17 protein-coding genes and 1 tRNA gene are annotated in these 18,335 nt (G+C 33.9%); 11 read left to right on the forward strand and 7 right to left on the reverse strand.

The features are described from left to right. The 5 genes from DFQ09_RS08775 to DFQ09_RS08795 all read left to right on the forward strand — a co-directional run bounded on the left by DFQ09_RS08775 (position 1) and on the right by DFQ09_RS08795 (position 7,333). Positions 1-1,947: a KAP family P-loop NTPase fold protein gene (locus tag DFQ09_RS08775; protein WP_115809450.1), complete on the forward strand. Its 1,947-nt coding sequence runs from the start codon at positions 1-3 to the stop codon at positions 1,945-1,947. 114 nt (positions 1,948-2,061) lie between these two features. Then, a complete protein-coding gene (locus DFQ09_RS08780; protein WP_115809452.1) occupies positions 2,062-2,973 on the forward strand; it encodes a phospholipase D family protein in 912 nt (303 codons plus the stop codon). A 51-nt stretch (positions 2,974-3,024) separates the two neighbouring features. Next, positions 3,025-5,700 (forward strand): AAA family ATPase, encoded by a 2,676-nt coding sequence (locus tag DFQ09_RS08785; protein WP_115809454.1) that lies wholly within the window; start codon positions 3,025-3,027, stop codon positions 5,698-5,700. 3 nt (positions 5,701-5,703) lie between these two features. Next, positions 5,704-6,954, forward strand: a complete 1,251-nt coding sequence (locus DFQ09_RS08790) for an McrC family protein (RefSeq protein ID WP_115809457.1) — start codon at positions 5,704-5,706, stop codon at positions 6,952-6,954. A 16-nt stretch (positions 6,955-6,970) separates the two neighbouring features. Next, positions 6,971-7,333, forward strand: coding sequence for a hypothetical protein (locus tag DFQ09_RS08795; RefSeq protein WP_115809459.1), 363 nt, complete (start codon positions 6,971-6,973; stop codon positions 7,331-7,333). Positions 7,334-8,046: 713 nt separating this feature from the next. On the opposite strand, the gene DFQ09_RS08800 is transcribed toward DFQ09_RS08795, so the two are convergent. Further along, a tRNA-Met gene (locus DFQ09_RS08800) sits at positions 8,047-8,120 on the reverse strand. 180 nt (positions 8,121-8,300) lie between these two features. Between DFQ09_RS08800 and DFQ09_RS08805 the strand changes: the two genes are divergently transcribed. The 3 genes from DFQ09_RS08805 (at position 8,301) to DFQ09_RS18900 (ending at position 10,276) form a co-directional block, all read left to right on the forward strand. Then, positions 8,301-8,693 carry an START-like domain-containing protein gene (locus tag DFQ09_RS08805; RefSeq protein ID WP_115809461.1) on the forward strand — a complete coding sequence of 131 codons (393 nt, stop codon included), beginning with the start codon at positions 8,301-8,303 and terminating at the stop codon, positions 8,691-8,693. 69 nt (positions 8,694-8,762) lie between these two features. After that, the gene (locus tag DFQ09_RS08810; RefSeq protein WP_115809463.1) at positions 8,763-9,617 is read left to right on the forward strand and encodes an aminotransferase class IV; all 855 of its coding nucleotides are present in this window, start codon (positions 8,763-8,765) and stop codon (positions 9,615-9,617) included. 497 nt (positions 9,618-10,114) lie between these two features. Then, positions 10,115-10,276, forward strand: a complete 162-nt coding sequence (locus DFQ09_RS18900) for a hypothetical protein (RefSeq protein ID WP_181897165.1) — start codon at positions 10,115-10,117, stop codon at positions 10,274-10,276. 279 nt (positions 10,277-10,555) lie between these two features. Here the strand turns inward: DFQ09_RS18900 and DFQ09_RS08815 are convergent, their stop codons facing one another. From DFQ09_RS08815 to DFQ09_RS08835, 5 genes are all read right to left on the reverse strand, one after another. After that, a complete protein-coding gene (locus DFQ09_RS08815) occupies positions 10,556-11,110 on the reverse strand; it encodes a YqgE/AlgH family protein (protein ID WP_115809464.1) in 555 nt (184 codons plus the stop codon). A 297-nt stretch (positions 11,111-11,407) separates the two neighbouring features. After that, entirely contained in the window at positions 11,408-11,680 is a 273-nt protein-coding gene (locus DFQ09_RS08820) for an HU family DNA-binding protein (RefSeq protein ID WP_008271173.1), read from the reverse strand. 197 nt (positions 11,681-11,877) lie between these two features. Then, complete coding sequence (gene fmt, locus DFQ09_RS08825; protein ID WP_115809466.1) at positions 11,878-12,837, reverse strand: methionyl-tRNA formyltransferase; 960 nt, start codon at positions 12,835-12,837, stop codon at positions 11,878-11,880. After that, positions 12,834-14,717: a RecQ family ATP-dependent DNA helicase gene (locus DFQ09_RS08830; RefSeq protein WP_115809468.1), complete on the reverse strand. Its 1,884-nt coding sequence runs from the start codon at positions 14,715-14,717 to the stop codon at positions 12,834-12,836. The genes fmt and DFQ09_RS08830 overlap by 4 nt, the downstream gene beginning before the upstream one ends. Continuing rightward, positions 14,717-15,259, reverse strand: a complete 543-nt coding sequence (locus DFQ09_RS08835) for an AAA family ATPase (protein ID WP_115809470.1) — start codon at positions 15,257-15,259, stop codon at positions 14,717-14,719. The genes DFQ09_RS08830 and DFQ09_RS08835 overlap by 1 nt, the downstream gene beginning before the upstream one ends. Positions 15,260-15,337: 78 nt before the next feature. Here DFQ09_RS08835 and DFQ09_RS08840 point away from each other — a divergent pair, with 78 nt between their 5' ends. The 3 genes from DFQ09_RS08840 to murA all read left to right on the forward strand — a co-directional run bounded on the left by DFQ09_RS08840 (position 15,338) and on the right by murA (position 17,704). After that, positions 15,338-15,631, forward strand: a complete 294-nt coding sequence (locus DFQ09_RS08840) for a DUF493 family protein (RefSeq protein ID WP_115809472.1) — start codon at positions 15,338-15,340, stop codon at positions 15,629-15,631. A gap of 90 nt (positions 15,632-15,721) precedes the next feature. Continuing rightward, positions 15,722-16,381 (forward strand): DUF4290 domain-containing protein, encoded by a 660-nt coding sequence (locus DFQ09_RS08845; protein WP_115809474.1) that lies wholly within the window; start codon positions 15,722-15,724, stop codon positions 16,379-16,381. Positions 16,382-16,387: 6 nt separating this feature from the next. Next, entirely contained in the window at positions 16,388-17,704 is a 1,317-nt protein-coding gene (gene murA / locus DFQ09_RS08850; protein ID WP_115809476.1) for a UDP-N-acetylglucosamine 1-carboxyvinyltransferase, read from the forward strand. 157 nt (positions 17,705-17,861) lie between these two features. Here the strand turns inward: murA and DFQ09_RS08855 are convergent, their stop codons facing one another. After that, on the reverse strand, positions 17,862-18,215 hold the full coding sequence (locus tag DFQ09_RS08855; RefSeq protein WP_115809478.1) for a nuclear transport factor 2 family protein: 354 nt from the start codon (positions 18,213-18,215) through the stop codon (positions 17,862-17,864). Between the last annotated feature and the right edge of the window lie 120 nt (positions 18,216-18,335).

Raw genomic sequence — 18,335 nt, forward strand, 5'->3', positions numbered from 1 at the left:
ATGAGCACATCCAGTATTATAGACGTACCTAAAAAGGCAGGCGACAAAGATCAATTAGGTATTGATGCCTACAAAAATGGTTTAACTGGCTTTATAAACACCGCGCAAACACCATTAACTATTGCCATACAAGGAGAATGGGGAAGTGGGAAGACCTCGTTAATGAATGCAATAAGACACGATCTTTGTGAAAATGAAAACGGCTTTTATGGCATTTGGATAAACACATGGGAATATTCGTTGCTTACTGACGAGTATAACACGATGACGAATATTATTCAAGGTATTATTTCTTCGGTTATACAAGTTTTGGAAAAAGATAAGAACCAGAACCTAGAAGATTTAAAGAAAAAGGCCGTTGGCTTTTTTAAAGCCGCAGCACGTAGCGCCGCAAAAATGGGAGCTAATGCAGCAACAGCAGGTATTGCAGGAGATGCCACCGATGCCTTTTTTGAAGCTTCAGATAAACAATCGTCTTTGCGCGAGTTGCACATGGAGTTACAGAAGCAAATTAATCAAAGTATTGAGAGCAATGAGAAGGCTAAAGGGTTCTTGTTTTTTATTGATGATTTAGATCGTATAAATCCGCCTGTAGCCGTGCAGATTTTAGAATTGCTTAAAAATATCTTCGATTTAGAGAATTGTATTTTTATGCTAGCCATTGATTACGATGTGGTTGTAAAAGGTCTGGAGCCAAAATTTGGTAAAAAAACACCAGAGAATGAACGTGAGTTTCGTTCCTTTTTTGAGAAGATTATTCAGTTGCCATTTACTATGCCCATTGGTCAGTATCGTGTAGAAGATTTAATTATTGATAACTTAAAGCAGCTTCACTATTTTAATGAAGGGGAATTAACTGACGATATTTCTAATACCATTGTAGATATAAGCAATCTCACTGTAGGTTCTAATCCAAGAGCGATTAAACGTTTATTAAATAGTTTGTCTTTAGTGCGCAGTATTATGCTTGCTGTAGAGAAAGACAGTAAACCTACAGCTTTTGAGCAACTTATAAATATTGGAGTCTTTAGTATTCAAATAGCATATCCATTACTTTCTAGAGTATTAGAACGCTATCCAGATTTTACGGCTTGGAATGATGAGGTTGTGGAAACTTTTAAGCTACAAGCGATAGATGCGGACTTAAAAGAAAAACTGTCTAAAAATGAGTATTTTGATGAGGAATGGGAACAAATACTGTATCAATTATGCCAACGTGAGAATTTTTTAAGTAATCGCGCCATGCAAATTTCTAGACTTTTTAATACGTTAAAATCGATCATAGAACATAATGCTTCTAATGGCACAAATGATTCTAATGATGTGTCCTTATTAGACGTAATGACGAATGCGATACAAGTAGCATCAGTAACAAGTTATGATGCCGCAAACGAAGAACCAAAAGCAAAAGAGATACATAAATCTGGTTTTTTAAAAGGGTTAAGAACGCGAATTAAAGATACATTGATACAGCAAGCCGCCTCTAAAAATATTACAATACTCTATGAGCAAAAAGCCGTAAAATCCAATCTTACCTTCTTAGTGCAAAAAGGGGAACATCGGTATCGTTTAGATTTCTCGGTTCATACTAGTGCCAAAGAATATCGCATACAAGTCCGTTATGGAAGTTGGTATTTTGTAAAAGCCATACATAGTGACTTTCAAAAAAACTTAGAAGAGCCAGAAGCCAAGGGAATTAATGCGAAAGCGCGTTTTGAGGGCATGTTATTTAAGATGGAAGAACTTAATAAAGAACTTCCTGAAAATTACGAGCTTAACCATTATGTATTAACAAACGATAAGCACAATACCGTTGTGGCGACCATGAATGTTAAAACACCAAACGCATGGGGTTTTATAAAAGAGGAACAAGAACTGGAAGTTTATTTGGATAAATTAATCAAGTTTTTAGGAGCTGTTGAGGATATTAAGATTGGAGGGTCTTAAATTAAGTAGATGTTATTGTAAAATATTTAAGAATTTAGAAGTCAATTTTATATCTGACTTTTAAAATAGTGTTATAAATAAAAAATTAAAATTAAATAAAAGTATTAACCAATTATGAGTACATTTTTAACTGGAAAAGCATTAGAAAAAGAAATAGATAAAATAATATGGGATGCTGAAGAGATATTATTAATAGTATCACCTTACATTAAATTAGACACCCATTTTAAAGAACTTTTTGAAAAACATAGCCATAATCACAATTTAAAAATAGTATTAGTATTTGGTAAAAACGAAAAAAAAGTGAGCAAAAGTCTAAGTAAACAAGACTTTGAGTTTTTTAAACAATTTCCAGATATTAGTATTATACATGCGCCTCAGTTACATGGTAAATATTATGGTAATGAAAAAAAGGGAGTTATCACTTCTATAAATTTATATGATTATTCTTTTACTAATGAAAATATAGAATTTGGTGTCTTTACAGAGCAATCAAATATAGGCTCATTTAAGCTTAGGTCAAATAATGTAGATAATGATGCATTCAATAAATGTATGGATGTGGCTGATGAGGGGCAAGTGGTTTTTATAAATCGTCCACTATACAGAACAGATAAAGGTCTTTTTACTTCGAGTAGTACCTATATAAAATCAGAAACATTATTAGATGAAACGGAACACTATTATGGTTTCTTTAAAAAAGCACGAACAACTAAAAAACTATCCGATTTTCCTGATGAATTAGATATTGATTCTAATGATTACAAACGACCAGAGCGTAAAAGTAAAAAAGAGATAGCTAAGGTAGAGTCACTTCCTAAATTTATAAAAAAGGATACTAAAAAAGGCTTTTGCATTAGAACAGGAGAGGAGATTGCTTTTAACCCAGAACGTCCATTTTGTTATAAAGCGTATAAATCTTGGGCTGCCTTTGAAAACTATGAGTTTCCAGAAAAGTATTGTCATAAAACAGGTGAAGCTTCTAATGGTAAAACGAGTATGGCTAATCCGATATTACAAGCTTAAAATAGAAAAAGATTACCTCAATGTTTGTGACTAATAAAACTGAAAAGTAAGATGATTAATTATAGAGACTACGAAAAGCAGGTGTATGATTGGTTGATGCAAAAGCATGACACCGATTCAACTTTTACATTTTCAGTTAGACAAAATGCGTCAAAAGGGCTGGAGCTTGATTACTTTATTGGGACAGAGAAATCCAATTATTTTGCCACAACATTTTGGACGCTGCCTGTGTCTTACCCTGGCTCATCTTCAGATTCAATCAATTTAAAATTTGGTTCTAAAGGGGATTCTTATACTTATAAATTTGAATTTACTCAAACGAATAAACCTCAGGATAATCAAAACCAGTCAGTTTTAAATATTGTTCAAGCTTCTGAAAAGCCAATTCAAGAAATTCTTGGATTAAAAAGGGAGGGTTCTACTAATAAAAAAATGTTTTCTTATGTTACTAATCAGCCTTCTGAAAGTTATAAAGATTTAACTACTATGCTTTTGGATATTGAAAAGGATTTGGAACTTATTATTCCAATTGTGAATAAAGCTATAGTAGAAGAGAAAAAGAATAACCTAGAAGTTACTGCACATTTAATTACGTTAGAAGAATTCAATGCTATGCAGGATAAGTTGAGTAGACGATTTGAAAAACATAAAAGTCATTCCTTGAATAGTGCTGAGGAAAGTCCGAAGTATTGGCTTTATGCACCTGGCAGGAATGCAGAGCATTGGGATGCGTTTTACGAGGAAGGGATTGTCGCTATTGGTTGGGATAAATTAGGAGATTTGTCACAATACGAGAGTAAGGAAGATGTGTTTGACGCTTTAAAGGAAAATTATGGTGGTGAAGGAGATAAAAGAAATGATGTTGCGGCTAATTATGAGATATGCAACGACATGCAGATTGGAGATATTGTTATAGTAAAAAGAGGACGCGGTGAGTTACTCGGTTATGGTGTGATAACTTCAGAGTACTTTTTTGATACTTCTAGAGCGGGTTATAAGAGTTGTAGAACCGTAGATTGGAAACTAAAAGGTAATTGGCAGACAACTTTTAGTCTCGTTTTAAAAACGCTAACAGATGTTACTCAGTATGATTCTAAAAGTGCTGAGTACGAATTTTATTATGAAAATTTAATGGGTATTATGATGAATATAGATAATAAAGATCTTTTTGAATTATATAATGATTACTTGATTAAAACAAGAGGAAACGAAATTAAGGAGTCTACAATAGAAGGATATGTCGAAACAGCATCTGTTAAAATAACCGAAAGATGGAATGAATTATATAATGATAAGTTTGATCCGCGCCTGTTAAACTATTCAAATTTAATAAAAATAGATCCTTTAATGGAGAAGGGCTTTTCTGGATATTCTTCGTTTGCTTCATTTATATATGATTTCATTGATGAATTAGAAGTTTACGTTGAGCCTACAAATCAAATATTATTTGGCCCACCAGGAACTGGTAAAACTTTTTATTTAAAAGATGAGCTATTTGATAAATATACTATAGAAGAGACCTCAATTTCTCATGATAAGTTTTTTGAGGAATCCGTATCTGATTTAACATGGTGGCATGTTATTGCTTTAGCCTTATTAGAAATTGGTACCGCTAGAGTGAACGCTATTTTAGAAAACAGGTGGGTGGCAAAGAAAGCGAGTCTTTCAGAATCTAAAAATGTAAGGGCAACACTATGGGGAACCTTGCAAATGCACACCATTGTAGAGTCTAAAAACGTAGCTTATACCCAACGGCAAGCCCCTTTTATTTTTGATAAAAATGAAGATAAGTCTTGGTCGTTGTTGGAGTCGGAATTAAAAGAGCAAGTGCCTGAATTGTATGATTTGCTTGATAAGGTTAATAATTTTGAGGCTAGTCCTGATAAAGTGATTAAAAATTACAGCTTTGTAACCTTTCATCAGTCTTTTGCATACGAAGATTTTATAGAAGGCATCAAACCTGTATTACCAGAGAATGAAGCAGAAGACGCTAAAGATTTAGGCTATACTATTGAGGATGGTGTCTTTAAATTGTTATGTACTAAAGCTAAGAATGATCCTGATAACAGATATGCTATTTTTATTGATGAAATTAACCGAGGAAATGTGTCCGCCATCTTTGGGGAGCTGATTACGCTTATTGAAGTTGATAAACGAACAGGAGCTAAAAATGAATTGCGTATTAAACTGCCATATTCTAAAAAGGAATTCAGCGTGCCTTCTAATTTAGATATTTATGGTACTATGAATACAGCAGACCGTTCCGTAGAAGCTTTAGATACTGCTTTACGACGTCGTTTTGAGTTTAAGGAAATGATGCCCGATTATGATGTTATTGCAAACGAGGAGGTAGAAGGCGTATTCCTTTCTGGTGTTTTAAAAAGGATTAATGAACGTATAGAACTATTAATTGACAGAGATCATGAAATTGGGCATTCATATTTTGTGGGGGTGGAAACAGTAGAACAACTAGCCAAGGCGTTTAACAATAAGATTGTACCATTATTACAAGAATACTTTTATGGTGATTATGGTAAAATAGGTTTGGTACTTGGTAAAGGTTTTGTGGAAGAAAAGGACAATAAAACGATTCGTTTTTCGGATTTTAAATATGAGAATTCAGAGGATTTTAAAACACCAACCTATATTTTAAAACGTGTAAATAGTCTCTCTATTGTAGATGCCGTAAATGTGTTATTAAATGAAAAAGAAACTAGAGAAGCCTAATCATTGACTAAACATAAAACCATATCCGTTTTTGAGCATCAACGCTTGTATGTTGGACAGCATAATTTTAAACAAACGCATTTAGACGCACTGCTAAAGCTAAATGAATATCACGATGGTAATTATTTTGAGCCTATAGCTAAAGGTGTAAAATTTAATCAATATGTTGGAGTAATACAGGTCGATGGCTTAACGATTGAGATACACCCAAAAGCAGATAAGGATGATGACGATAATAGATGGAAAGGAGTCTTGCTTCAAATGCTTAAGGCTTGTGGTAAACTAAAGGCAGAATCTTCTGGTGCGGCACATGTAAAACGTCAACACCTTAATTTATTAGAGGTTTATTTTGAATTGTATTTGCACGAGATAGAGGCTCTCATTAGAAAAGGAGTTATTAAGCAGTACAGACAGCAAACCCATAATACCAAAGCTTTAAAAGGAAAGTTAGAATTTGCGGGGCATATAAGACGTAATGCTGTTCATAAAGAGCGCTTTTATACCACGCATCAGGTCTATGATACTAATCACTTGCTACATCAAGTGTTATACAAAGCCTTAACCATCGTAGATCAATTTACTAAAGGCACACGGCTTTGTGATTTAAGCAGTAGAGTGCTGTTGAATTTTCCTGTCGTAGAGAAGACTACCATTTCTGCACAACAACTTAAGATTATTAAATTAAATCGGAAGTCGAACAGCTATACTGCGGCTTTAGAATTGGCGCGACTGATTATTTTAAATTATTCTCCAGATATTTCAAGTGGTAAAGAGAAAATGCTGTCTCTTTTATTTGATATGAATGATTTGTGGGAGACCTATATCTTAAAGCAAGTTCAGAAAGCTTGTGAAGGCACTGATATTGAAGTTTCAGGACAAGAATCAAAATCGTTTTGGGGTAGCAATAGTTTGCGACCAGATATTGTATTAAGACAAGGAGAAAAGACTTTTATAATTGACACGAAATGGAAACGACCTAATAAAAGTTCTGCTTCGGTAAGTGATCTAAGACAGATGTATGCTTATTGTCGTTTTTGGGATGCGGAAAGAGCTATGTTACTATATCCTGGTGATGCTTCTGAAAATAAGTTTAAATCTTATTTAACTGATGACTATTTAAAGGTTCATGAAGATGAGCATAGTCGGATTGATCATCAATGTAAGATGGGGTTTGTTTCTGTTTTGGATGAGAAAAATGAGCTTGAGGCTAATATTGCAAAAAGGATTTTAAATCTTTTAGAACTTTACATTTAATTACATAGACTATCGCATGACCATAAACCAACTCCCAGGCACCTATAACATTATAGGCAATAACCAAGATGAAGACGGTATCGCTTACAAAGGCACATTAGAGTTAACCTTAAATGCGAACAATAGAATAGAAGCGAAGTGGCTTATTAATTCTAGTCAAGAACAATTAGGAACCGGTTTTTTTAAAGATAACATCTTGGTTATTAATTTCAATTATAAGGGAGATGATGAACTTATTTATAAAGGCGTGGTGGTTTATAAATGTATCACTAAAGATGTGCTAGATGGCTTTTGGTCTGAAAAGTATGGTGATCCGTTATATCTAGGGGAGGAACGTTGTTATAGAATAGGGACGCAAAACCGTGAGTTGGTGAATTGATTTGGTTGTATTTGTATTTTTTTTGTGCATCATTTAGCTTCGCTGAATCTTTTGGGGCTGAGGTTTACACTAGTAAAAGTCCACAATGCTAGGGCATTGCTTTGGCCTTTTTTTATGGTTTTGCGCTTTTGTTTTACGCGTTTAGCTTCGCTGAATCTTCGCGAGTGAGCTATACAATAGTAAAAGTCCGCAATGCTAGGGCATTGCTTTAGACTTTTTTTATGCTTTTGTTTTACGCGTTTAGCTTCGCTGAATCTTCGCGGGTGAGCTTTACAATAGTAAAAGTCCACAATGCTAGGGCATTGCTTTGGGCTTTTTTTATGCTTTTGCGCTTTTGTTTTACGCGTTTAGCTTCGCTGAATCTTCGCGAGTGAGCTATACAATAGTAAAAGTCCGCAATGCTAGGGCATTATTTTTGACTTTTTTTATGCTTTTGCGCTTTTGTTTTACTCGTTTAGCTTCGCTGAATCTTCGCGAGTGAGCTATACAATATTAAAAGTCCACAATGCTAGGGCATTGCTTTGGACTTTTTTTTATGCTTTTGTCTTACTCGTTTAGCTTCGCTGAATCTTCGCGAGTGAGCTATACAATAGTAAAAGTCCGCAATGTTAAGGCATTGCTTTGGACATTTTTTATGCTTTTGCGCTTTGAAGCGCGCTTCAGCGCAACGCATAAAAAAAGTCCAGCACTTCCGTGCTAGACTTTTACTGTTGTAGCGAGAACGAGATTTGAACTCGTGACCTCTGGGTTATGAATCCAACGCTCTAACCAACTGAGCTACCTCGCCATAATTTGCAATTCACACATAAAGGATCAAATAAGCAATCTGAACATGTGCGTTATTGCGGCTGCAAATATAAAAACATTTTCTACGACAGCAAACAATAAAAACTAAAAAAAATAAATTTAATTTAAAGTTTAAAACTCAAGGATATTTGTATATATTGAGCACATAATACAATGCAATATGGACGATAAAGAAAAATACGAAATGGAGTTTGTGATTCAAGCATCACCAGCCCTAATATATACTTACATATCAACACCTTCGGGCTTATCAGAATGGTTTGCCGATAACGTTAATTCGCGAGGAGAATTGTTTACTTTTATATGGGATGGCTCAGAAGAACAAGCTAAACTGTTAAGTAAGAAAAGTGGCGAGCGTGTAAAGTTTCGCTGGTTACATGACGATGAAGAAGGATCTGCTTCCTTTTTTGAAATACGCATACAGGTCGATGAAATCACAAAAGATGTTTCTTTAATGATTACAGACTTTGCTGAAGACGATGAAATTGAAGAAGGTAAGATGCTTTGGACCAATCAAATCTCTAGCCTTAAACAAGTTTTAGGTTCTGCATAAGCCATAAGAAAATAATCTATCATATCTTTGTCTCGATTTAATTTTAAAACTAAATCGAGACTTTTTTTTATGATAAATTTTAACGGTACACTGCGCACGCAAACAGATTCTAAACTCAACACTGAAAATAGAGGTTACAAATATGGGGATGCCCTTTTTGAAACTCTAAAAGTGGTTAATGGTAAAATCTTCTTTTGGGAAGATCATTATTTTAGACTGATGGCGTCTATGCGTATTCTTAGAATGGATATTCCTATGAATTTTACTATGGAATTCTTAGAGGCCGAAATTCTAAAAACTTTAGAGGCTAATGATTTGTTACATGCTTCAGCGCGCGTTAGAATAAATGTAGATAGAGGAGAAGGTGGTAAATATTTACCTTCTAGTGCAGCTCAGGTTCATTTTAATATCGGTGCAGAACCACACCATAATCCGTTTTATACTATTGATACCGATGCTAATTGCGTTGTCGATTTATATAAAGATTACTTTGTGGCCCCTGGGTTATTATCTGGATTAAAGTCTAATAATAAAGCCATTCAGGTTATTGGTAGTATCTATGCCCAGGAAAATGATTTAGATAATTGTTTAATCTTAAATACCGACAAAAGCGTTATTGAAGCTTTAAATGGGAATCTATTCTTAGTTAAAGATGGCAAAATTAAAACACCGCCTTTGGAAGAAGGCTGTCTTAAAGGTATTATGAGAAAGCAAATACTAGAGCTATTAGCAAAGGATGTTAATGTCGTTGTAGAAGAAGCGTCTATTAGTCCGTTTGAACTTCAAAAAGCAGATGAATTGTTTATTACTAATGTTATTAAGGGGATTGTTCCTATTACAAACTACCGTAAAAAGGCGTATAGTAGCGATTTTGCGCAGAGCTTAGTGAATAAGCTTAATGCGAAGTTGAGGCTTCTATCTTAAAGATGTTTGTTATTTGTTCATTTTGCCTTGATGCAAAACGAACCAAAAGATCAAAACGATTTATTAGGAAATTACTAAAGCACCATTCGCTAATGCATTATTGTCTTTGGAATTTTAAAGGAATTATCATCCAATCCTTGATATATGTATTTAATGATAAATCTTGCTCACTATTTCTTAAAATCGTTGAGTCCGACGCTGTCGGATCTACACCTTTTTATGATTATTTGGGGTAGTGATGTTATTTTTTTAACTGAATATCATTCTTCATTGTATCCTTCAATTTATGGTTAGCTTTATTTTTAAGCTTAGGACAAGCAGATTAAAAAGCACTCACTCTTATTAAGTAATTTAAACCCGGCTTTATTAATCTTTGGTTTCAAAATGATTTGTTAGGAATTATACCTGTTTATAATCTTGCATGATTATGCTGTTTGTTTTTTTTATTATCTGTTCATTCTAGTTCCTGCTATTTCTATTTTATTAAATATGAAGTCATGAATGCTATCGCATTTGCCTTGATGCAAAACGAACCAAAAGATCAAAACGATTTATTAGGAGTTACTCATGGGTTTTTATTGCTTCCGTTTGAATTCGTGAATGCTATCGCATTTACTAAAGCACCATTCGCTAATGCATTATTGTCTTTGGAATTTTAAAGGAATTATCATCCAATCCTGGATTATAGTTGTTTAATGATAAGTCTTGCTCACTATTTCTGAAAAATCGTTGCGTCTGAAGCTGTCGGATCTACACCATTAAATGATTATTTGGGTGTGTAAATATCTAGTTGTAAGCATGAGTAGTTTATACTAGTGAAGTGCTTTTTTTTATCGCGGTATGTTGTGTAAGGTTCTTAGCCTCAATGCGTAAAAATATTCTTGGAAACCTATTTCAGCTTCAACTTCAACTTCAAGTTCAGTTTCAAGTTCAAAGCCCTAATTATAGCTAGGATTCTCTGGTGCGTTAGACCATATGCTATAATCGCCACCAAGTTCTAACATTTTTTCGCGCCAAAACGAATTACAGGGTTTAGAGATGATTTCGTTATTATAAATGTTTTCTGAAACTAGCCAAGCATTAGACTCTAGCTCATTGTCTAATTGCTGCTCATCCCAGCCTGAATACCCTAAAAAGAAACGAATATCACTACTAGAGATTTTACCTTTATTAATTAAGTTTAATACAATACTAAAATCTCCTCCCCAAAAAATACCATTAGATATCTCAATGCTATTTGGTATGAGTTCTGGTGATTTATGAATAAAATAGAGATTATCTTGTTCTACTGGTCCACCGTTATATACTGGGAATTCCGATTCAGTACCTTCTATAAGGTCTTTAAGGTTGTAATTTAAAGGTTTGTTTAAAATAAAACCAACTGAACCTAAGGCATTGTGATCCGCTAAGAGAATCACAGCACGATTAAATGAAATATCACCGATAATGGATGGCTCGGCAATTAGCAAATTGCCTTTTTCGGGCTTGTTCATTCTGGCTTTTATAAAGTTATTATTACTAAATCTATGTTTTTTTTGTTAAAAAAACAACTAATACGCATAATAATGTCTGATGTAGTAATTAAAAGTGCTTACTTTAAATCTTTTTATCGAAGTTGTAATTTAGCTTAATTTTAGAGGTATCTAAATCTACCACAGTGTAATAGAATAAAAAAACAGTGGCAATTTTTAATTTAAAACTACAGAATTTAATTGTTGTAAAATTTTTAAGTTAACGCATAAAAAAAACCTGCTCAATGAGCAGGTTGTGTATGTAAAACAAAAAATGTTTTAGTTTACAGCGCTACTTAAGTCAGAACCTGCCTTAAATTTTACTACATTTTTAGCTTTGATCTTTATAGTTTTTCCTGTTTGTGGGTTTCTTCCGTCTCTTGCAGCTCTTCTAGAAACTGACCAAGAACCAAATCCTACTAAAGATACTCTGTTACCTTTTTGTAAAGATCCTTCGATGTCAACTAATAAAGAGTCTAATGCTTTTTTAGCAGCTGCCTTAGTAATTCCAGCATTCTCTGCCATTCCATTAATTAAATCTGTTTTGTTCATAATATTAAATTTAAATTGTTAAAATTTTGATCTTAAAATTAAGAGTTCTTTAAAATCCGTACACAAAATTATTAGGAATATTAAGCTACGCAAGTAATAGCAAGGGAAATACGGCTTATTGTTAATAACTTAGGGCATTTGTTAATAAAGCCAATGTATTTCATCGGACTTTTTGTAAAACCAATGGTAATAAGGGTTTACAGCAGTTTTGCGGATTCAGAAAAATTAAACCCATTTAATAAGGATTTGACTTCCATTTTTCGCTTTCCTGGAAGCTGAATTTCTAATATTTTTATGTAACCTCCTTGGCAGGCGACTTTTAGTTCTTCTTTAGAAGTCATTATAAATCCATTGGCATGTTGGTGGTGTTCTTCTTGCTTTTCTACAGCATATAATTTTACAGATACGGGTTTCTTTTCATCATTATCTAAATAACACCAAGCTGCTGGAAAAGGATTCAAGCCTCTAATCTTATTGTATATGGTGTCTATAGGTAGTGTCCAGTCTATTTTACAATTATCACGATTAAGTTTATAAGCCGTTCTTAAATCGTCTGTTTGAGGTTGAATTGTTGTGGTAACAGAATCCGTTTCAATCTGTGCTACCGTTTTAATAACCAATTCGCTTCCTATAGCCATTAACTCATCGTGTAAGTCGCCAACGGTTGTTGTAGATCCTATTGCTGTTTCTACACTCTGAATGATAGCGCCTGTGTCTATTTTTTCATCTATAAAAAATGTAGTGACTCCCGTTTTCGTTTCTCCATTAATTATGGCCCAATGAATTGGAGCTGCTCCTCTATATTGAGGAAGTAAAGAGGCGTGAAGATTAAATGTTCCGTATTCTGGCATTTGCCAAACCACTTTTGGTAACATTCTAAACGCTACAATAATTTGTAAATTAGCATTTAGAGCTTTTAGTTCTTCAAGAAATGATTCTGCTTTTAAGTTTGTAGGTTGCAGTATATTCAATTGATGTTCTAAAGCGAATTCTTTTACTGCAGAGGCTCTAAGCTTTTGGCCACGTCCTGCAGGTCTATCTGGAGCTGTAAGCACTCCAACAACCTTATAGTCGTTATCTATAAGCGCTTTTAGTGTGGCCACCGCAAAATCGGGTGTGCCCATAAATACAATGCGTAAATCACGTTTATTTGTCATACAAGTGTGTAAGTATTAGCGTGTGTTAATTTTATTTTGTTGATTTCTATAAGTTCTGAAAGGCTTTTTAAAAGAATATGTTCAGAACATTTAATATGCTGTAATAATTGGCGCGAAGATAGTGCTTCCTCTTGCAACGCTTTTATAATTTGAAGTGTTATAGATTCATTTGTATTTGAAGCTTTAGCTACACATACAGAACATATACCACAATTTTTAGTCGTCTTTTCCCCAAAATAGAGAAGGAGCTGCTGATTTCTGCAAACGGCTTCATTTTTAACGTAATGTAAAACAGATTCAATTTGTTGATGTTTTAAGGTGTGTTGCTGTTTAATTGTTCTAGCAATAGGGTTGATGGTAATGTCATCTTCACGCGGTTTCAAAAATGTAATTTCAGAATCCGTATTGGCCATTTGTAAGCTAATGACTTCATCCTTTTCTAAACGCTGCAATTGTGTAATGACTTCCTTTTCTGAAAGTTTTACTTTGTCAACCACCAAACTGAGATTTACTTTTGTCTCATAATCAAAAATACCACCATAAGTTCTTAAAAGTACTTTTACTAAAATGTTTAAATCTAAATGCGTTTCTAAGTATTGAAACAAGACTGCATTTGTGGTTATAAATTGAATTTTAGTCCTAAAGTTAAAATGTTGCGTCAACGTTATAATGGCGTTGCGATCTAACAAGAGTAGCGCATTATAAGTGATGCTTGCGTTTAGTTTATAATGACTGCAAAAGGATTTAAAATCGAATTGATGCAGTGTGTTTTCGCCTTCACCATAAGAGATTTGAAAATAGTTACACAACTTATTATAAACCGTTTTTACAAAAGCAACAGATGGTAAGGTGCTTAAAAATTGATTGCGAAGATGGTCTTCATCAACATGTTGTTTTAAGATAATGGCATGCGCTAACTCTCCATCTCTTCCTGCACGTCCGGCTTCTTGGTAATAACTCTCTAAGCTTTCTGGTAAATTAATATGAATAACAGATTTGACGTTGGCTTTGTCTATTCCCATTCCAAAAGCCGTGGTCGCCACCATAATTTGCTTCTGACCGTTGGTCCATTGGTATAAACGTTCTTGCTTTTCTTTGTTGGTAATGCCTCCATGATAAAATGTGGAGGATAAGCCTTTAGCGGTAATAAAATTATGAATATCAGACGTAGCCCTACGGTTTCTGACATATATAATTGAAGAGCCATCGTATTTTTTTAATAGATGTTCTAGCTGAAATAATTTGTCGTCGGTATGAATAACATCATAGGCAATATTTGGTCTGGTAAAAGACGCTTTAAAGATGTTGGGATTTATAAAATCGAGATTGTCAACAATATCATCTACCACATTATGTTTTGCTGTTGCTGTTAATGCAATACAATTAACATGTGGATGCATTTGTCGTAAATCAGATATGTTTTTGTAAGCCGGTCTAAAATCATTTCCCCATTGACTGATACAATGTGCTTCATCTACAGCAATTAAATTTACGCGCATTTGCTGTATGCGTTCTTGTACTAAAGTTTGTTGTAAACGTTCAGGAGAGAGGTATAAAAACTTATAATTACCGTAAATACAATTATCTAATTGGGTGTCTAGATCTTTATAAGACATGCCCGAAGTTAGCGCAATGGCTTTTATCCCTTTTGCTTTTAGAGTGTTGACTTGATCCTTCATTAAAGCAATTAAAGGAGAAATAACGATACAAATACCATCTTGGATTAGTGCCGGAATTTGAAAACAAACCGATTTACCACCACCTGTTGGTAAGAGCGCAAAGGTATCTTCACGGTTTAAAACCGAAGTGATAATTTCTTCTTGCAACGGTCTAAAGGACGTATGATGCCAATACCGTTCTAAAACTTCTATAGGATGCATTACTGCAAATTTAAGGACTCTAGAATAAAATCAACCCTAGATTCTACACTTCCAAAAGGTACGTCAATTAAATGATAACCAAAACGCTTGTAGGTTTTTAATAAATGGTGATGGATTTCAATGGCTTCTTCAAAATTTTCATAACGTTCACTATCGCTTGTAAAGATCTCTTGCCAAGGTGCTAAAATGAAGATGGAGTCGTAGTTATGACTTTCGCAAGTTTCCTCAAAATGCTTAGGATACGTATCTCCAATATAATCCATATAGGCAATAACATCTGGTAAACCTCTATCTAAAAAAACAACGTTTTCAGATTCATTTTCAGCATCTGTAAATTGTTTAGCTCTACCTTCTAAAAGTTTCTCACTAAACAAAAGTGGCTCTGTTAAAAAGAGCTGTTCAATACCGTCTTCTCTAGCTTGTAAGGTAATTTGTCTAGAGATTTCATCGTAGCATAAAAACCCACGTTCTTTTAATTTATTGATAATTGTGGTTTTTCCAGTTCCTGGTCCACCTGCGATAACGACTTTTTTTGGATTCAAATTGGCAAAATTTTTGATGTAAAAATAACAGATAAAAATGTAAAGTTAAACGTATCTTTACAACTGAAAAATTTCATTATGGATAATTCTAAAAAAACAGACGAATTTTACGAAAAATTAAAATCACAACTCTACGATACAGCCCTTTGGCCATCGGAGTATTTATACAAATTTATTGTGCTTTCTGAAGGACCGGGTGTGAATCATATTGAGGCGCTTTTTGATAATTTAGGCGCTGTTATTACCACTACAGAATCTAAGAATGGAAAATACACGAGTGTTTCTATTAATGTCAATATGAAAAATCCTGAGGCAGTCATTGCAAAATATAAGGATGTAGCCGAAAATGTTGAAGGTGTAATTTCCTTATAAAAATGCTTTTAAACTTCGTATTTTTTTGTACTTTGCAACAAAACCTAGAGACTTCAGGTTAAAACTATATACTACACACATTTTACAATTTTGATTGACGATTTAGAATACAACACAGAGCGCGAGCATTTAATTATACCAGAATATGGACGTCATCTTCAAAAGATGATTAATTACGCTAAGTCTCGCGAAACTAAAGAAGAACGTAATAAAATAGCGAAGGCGATTATTGCTGTAATGGGAAATCTACAACCACATTTAAGAGATGTGCCAGATTTTCAACACAAATTATGGGATCAGCTATTTATAATGGCTAATTTTGAAATTGATGTAGATGCACCATATGGTGAACCATCGCAAGAAGAAATACAAGCCAGGCCAGAGCCTCTAAAATACCCTCAGAATTTCCCGAAGTATCGTTTTTATGGTAATAATATAAAGACCATGATTGATGTTGCTGTAGGTTGGGACGATGGCGAATTAAAAGAAGCGCTAACGTATACTATTGCTAATCATATGAAGAAGTGTTTCCTTAATTGGAACAAAGACACGGTTGAAGATGATGTTATTTATAATCATCTATTTGAACTTTCAAATGGTAAAATTGATCTAAAGAATACAGAAGAAGATCTTAGTGATGCTACAAGTTTATTGCGTACCAAATCTAAATATGGTAGTAAAAGCAGCACCAACAAAAAGAATACATCTTCGAATAAGAAAAAATATACTAACAACAGGAAACGTTACTAAAAACGTATGAGTACATTTAAAATTGAAGGAGGTCACCAATTAAAAGGTAAAATTCAACCTCAAGGAGCAAAAAATGAAGCTTTACAAATCTTATGTGCAGTGCTTTTAACTGCAGAAGAAATTAAGATAGATAACATTCCAGATATTATTGATGTTAATAAACTGATCGCTTTATTAAAGAAATTGGGTGTTAAAATTAATAAGCTAGGTAAAGGATCTTATACCTTTAAAGCAGATGACCTCAATTTAAAGTATTTAGAATCTGAAGAGTTTAAAGAAGACGGTAAAGGTCTAAGAGGTTCTATTATGATAGTAGGTCCGTTATTAGCACGTTTTGGCAAAGGCTATATTCCTAAGCCAGGTGGTGATAAAATTGGTCGTCGTCGTTTAGATACACACTTTGAAGGCTTTATTAATCTTGGAGCTAAATTCCGTTATAATAAGGAAGAGTTATTTTATGGAGTTGAAGCTAAAAAGCTAAAAGGAACCTATATGCTTTTAGATGAAGCATCAGTTACCGGTACAGCTAATATTGTTATGGCTGCTGTTTTAGCAGAAGGCACAACAACCATTTACAATGCCGCTTGCGAACCGTATTTACAACAATTGTGTAAGATGTTAAACCGTATGGGAGCTAAAATCTCAGGCGTTGGTTCTAATCTATTAGTGATAGAAGGAGTTGATGTTTTAGGTGGAACAGAGCATAGAATGTTGCCAGATATGATTGAGATAGGTAGTTGGATTGGTTTGGCTGCGATGACAAAAAGTGAATTGACTATTACGAATGTAAGTTGGGATGATTTAGGTCAAATTCCTAATGTATTTAGAAAAATAGGAATTACGGTTGAGCGTCGCGGTGATGATATCCACATACCAGCACATACGGATGGTTATGAAGTACAAAACTTTATTGATGGTTCTATTTTAACCATTGCAGATGCGCCATGGCCAGGATTTACACCAGATTTATTGAGTATTATCTTAACGGTTTTAACCCAAGCTAGAGGAGAAGCGGTTGTGCACCAGAAAATGTTTGAAAGTCGTTTATTCTTTGTTGATAAATTGATTGATATGGGGGCAAAGATTATTCTTTGTGATCCGCACAGAGCTACAGTTATTGGGCACGATTTTAAATCGACATTAAAAGCGACAACAATGACTTCACCAGATATTAGAGCGGGTGTTTCTTTATTAATCGCGGCATTGTCTGCAAAAGGCACATCTACCATTCATAATATTGAACAGATCGATAGAGGTTATGAAAATATTGACGAACGTTTAAGAGCTATTGGAGCTAAGATTGAACGTGTAGAAGGTAATTAATACAACTGTTATAATTACTTTGTTTTTTGAAGTAATATGATAACCATTTATATAAAGTAAAAGCTTCAAGTTACATCTTGAAGCTTTTTTTATTTCAGGTTTTTCGTTCGTGGATAGGTATTACTAATAGCTTATTTAATTAGATGAATTACTTAGTCTAATAAAAATACTGCTCACTCGTTATTTTACCATCTATAACTTCATACACACAAACTTCTTGTATTTTTTGTCTGCCCTTATCTTTAAACGTACAATCGTAATCCATTTTAGCCGTAAAAAAATTACCAGCGACTAAGGGATTACTAATACTACTGAAATGAATGTTTTCTACATTGTCTATCCATGCTTTACTTTTTTGCCAAACGTTTTGTTTTCCGGTTACAACTTCACCTGGCATTCCAGGCATCTCTCGGCTTACCACATTCTCTGCATATAGCTCGTTAATGCAATCCAGGTTATTACCTTTTTCGCACATTTCTTTCCATTTTTTAGCAACTCCCCATGTATTCATAATGTTCCAATTTTTGATTCGTGCTTTAAAGTTAAGAAAAAGTTTGTTGTCTTTTATAAAATAGGGTTTTGGTTCTTTAATCCCTAAAAATAAAAAAGCTCTGAAGACTAATCAGAGCTT

This window comes from Winogradskyella pacifica (assembly GCF_003386275.1).
Taxonomy (GTDB): domain Bacteria; phylum Bacteroidota; class Bacteroidia; order Flavobacteriales; family Flavobacteriaceae; genus Winogradskyella; species Winogradskyella pacifica.

Bases quoted from the DNA above. Each gene is read 5' to 3' on its own strand.
- DFQ09_RS08855 (WP_115809478.1), bottom strand. From the start codon at position 18,215: ATGAATACATGGGGAGTTGCTAAAAAATGGAAAGAAATGTGCGAAAAA.
- DFQ09_RS08830 (WP_115809468.1), bottom strand. From the start codon at position 14,717: ATGCATCCTATAGAAGTTTTAGAACGGTATTGGCATCATACGTCCTTT.
- DFQ09_RS08815 (WP_115809464.1), bottom strand. From the start codon at position 11,110: ATGAACAAGCCCGAAAAAGGCAATTTGCTAATTGCCGAGCCATCCATT.
- DFQ09_RS08785 (WP_115809454.1), top strand. From the start codon at position 3,025: ATGATTAATTATAGAGACTACGAAAAGCAGGTGTATGATTGGTTGATG.
- DFQ09_RS08840 (WP_115809472.1), top strand. From the start codon at position 15,338: ATGGATAATTCTAAAAAAACAGACGAATTTTACGAAAAATTAAAATCA.
- DFQ09_RS08775 (WP_115809450.1), top strand. From the start codon at position 1: ATGAGCACATCCAGTATTATAGACGTACCTAAAAAGGCAGGCGACAAA.
- DFQ09_RS08795 (WP_115809459.1), top strand. From the start codon at position 6,971: ATGACCATAAACCAACTCCCAGGCACCTATAACATTATAGGCAATAAC.
- DFQ09_RS08805 (WP_115809461.1), top strand. From the start codon at position 8,301: ATGGACGATAAAGAAAAATACGAAATGGAGTTTGTGATTCAAGCATCA.
- DFQ09_RS18900 (WP_181897165.1), top strand. From the start codon at position 10,115: ATGAATGCTATCGCATTTGCCTTGATGCAAAACGAACCAAAAGATCAA.
- murA (WP_115809476.1), top strand. From the start codon at position 16,388: ATGAGTACATTTAAAATTGAAGGAGGTCACCAATTAAAAGGTAAAATT.
- DFQ09_RS08780 (WP_115809452.1), top strand. From the start codon at position 2,062: ATGAGTACATTTTTAACTGGAAAAGCATTAGAAAAAGAAATAGATAAA.
- DFQ09_RS08820 (WP_008271173.1), bottom strand. From the start codon at position 11,680: ATGAACAAAACAGATTTAATTAATGGAATGGCAGAGAATGCTGGAATT.
- fmt (WP_115809466.1), bottom strand. From the start codon at position 12,837: ATGACAAATAAACGTGATTTACGCATTGTATTTATGGGCACACCCGAT.
- DFQ09_RS08810 (WP_115809463.1), top strand. From the start codon at position 8,763: ATGATAAATTTTAACGGTACACTGCGCACGCAAACAGATTCTAAACTC.